This is a genomic window from Shimazuella sp. NTD248, from assembly GCF_059510395.1.
In genome coordinates, this window is record NZ_JCAJZT010000024.1 from 1 (window position 1) to 2,217 (window position 2,217).

General features: G+C 53.5%; 2 pseudogenes. Both read right to left on the reverse strand.

Features of this window, described 5'->3' with window-relative positions:
* Nucleotides 1–218: pseudogene (locus tag AC5WOE_RS19945) on the reverse strand (hypothetical protein); the annotation flags it as partial.
* Nucleotides 219–402: 184 nt separating this feature from the next.
* Nucleotides 403–2,217, reverse strand: a pseudogene (locus AC5WOE_RS19950) (NTTRR-F1 domain); the annotation flags it as partial.

Consider the following 2,217-nt stretch of genomic DNA (forward strand, 5'->3'; position numbering starts at 1 on the left):
GGACCAGTTAATCCTCTTGGGCCTATCGGACCACTCGGACCTGTTGGACCCGACAAGCCGGTTGCTCCCGTTGGACCGGTTAATCCTCTTGGACCTATTGCTCCCGTTGGACCGGTTGGACCTGTCGCTCCCGTTGCTCCTGTGACTTGCATAACAGTAACAAGCTTTTGCGTATCTATGATCAATGCATCGGAAATTGTTTTTAATACATTTTGCAACAAATATTGCCTCCTTCCTCTTAATACTCATTCTTTTCATAACAATACATGTCATTATATTCAAAAATAAATGAAAAGGATTATGACAAAACAAACCAAAATAGTTAAATAAAAAATACCACCTAATAGTGGTATTGAAATGGGAAGTAATTTATTTTATATGTTTTTTAAAAACTTACTCTACTTAAGATAGGCGAACAATTGTGATATTTGTACCACTAAATGTAGCTGATGATCCACTGATATTCACTAGGGTCAAAATGGAGCTACCGATAAGTGGCGTATTAAATATCGCTTGGGAATTCAATTCAACAGGAAGACCGAGAGTAGAAGATGAATTAATGGATTCTGAACCAGAAATTGGGATTCCAGTTAATTGCAATACAACTTGTGCCGCTACTCCAGGTACTGTAGTTATAGCTGTCTCATAAATCGCTAGATAAGTTTGACCAGGAGCAAGCAGTATTTGTGCTGAACCAGGTATATGAGAGATAGATAACCCATTAATTACCAAATTTGTGCTGAGTGGGATAGCAGTATTATTTGTCACTACCTGACTTGCAAGGTTTACAATCATTGCATTATCTGTTGTTACAGTTGCCCCTGTGACTCCTTGAAGCCCTGTTGGACCGGTGGGACCTGTCGCTCCTGTTCGACCTGTAATCCCTGTGGCTCCAATTGGGCCGGCGGGACCTTGGATTCCGGTGGGACCAGTAGAGCCTGTGGGGCCTGTGGATCCTGTGGTTCCGGTCGCTCCGACTGGACCGGCGGGGCCTTGGATTCCGGTGGGACCCGTTGGACCAGTAGGACCTGTGAGGCCTGTGGTTCCAGTCGTTCCGGTTAAACCGACGGGGCCTTGGGCTCCAGTTGGACCCGTTGAACCTGTCGGACCCGTTACTCCTGTCGCTCCATTTGAACCCGCAGGGCCTTGGATTCCGGTTGGGCCCGTTGGACCTGTGGCACCAGTCGCTCCTCCTGGAGCTCCCGTTTCTCCACGTGCTCCTGTTTCTCCTGTTGGACCTGTTTCTCCCGTTGCTCCAGTTTCTCCCGTTGCTCCGGTTTCTCCCGTTGCTCCAGTTTCTCCCGTTGCTCCAGTTTCTCCTGTTGCTCCGGTTTCTCCCGTTGCTCCAGTTTCTCCCGTTGCTCCTGTTTCTCCTGTTGCTCCGGTTTCTCCCGTTGCTCCGGTTTCTCCTGTTGTTCCGGTTTCTCCCGTTGCTCCAGTTCCTCCTGTTGCTCCAGTACTTCCGGTACTTCCCGTCGCTCCCGTTGCTCCGGTACTTCCGGTCGCTCCGGTTCCTCCCGTTGCTCCGGTACTTCCGGTACTTCCCGTCGCTCCCGTTTCTCCCGTTGCTCCGGTACTTCCCGTGGCTCCGGTTCCTCCCGTTGCTCCGGTACTTCCCGTCGCTCCAGTACTTCCGGTCGCTCCAGTACTTCCGGTACTTCCCGTCGCTCCCGTTGCTCCGGTACTTCCCGTGGCTCCGGTACTTCCCGTGGCTCCGGTTCCTCCCGTTGCTCCGGTACTTCCCGTCGCTCCAGTACTTCCGGTACTTCCCGTCGCTCCCGTTGCTCCGGTACTTCCCGTGGCTCCGGTTCCTCCCGTGGCTCCGGTACTTCCGGTACTTCCCGTCGCTCCCGTTTCTCCCGTGGCTCCGGTACTTCCCGTGGCTCCGGTTCCTCCCGTGGCTCCGGTACTTCCGGTCGCTCCAGTACTTCCGGTCGCTCCAGTACTTCCGGTACTTCCCGTCGCTCCCGTTTCTCCCGTGGCTCCGGTACTTCCCGTGGCTCCGGTTCCTCCCGTTGCTCCGGTTCCTCCCGTGGCTCCCGTTGCTCCAGTACTTCCGGTACTTCCCGTCGCTCCCGTTTCTCCCGTCACTCCGGTACTTCCGGTGGGTCCAGTACTTCCGGTACTTCCCGTCGCTCCCGTTTCTCCCGTCACTCCGGTACTTCCGGTGGGTCCAGTACTTCCGGTGGATCCGGTACTTCCCGTCACTCCCGTTTC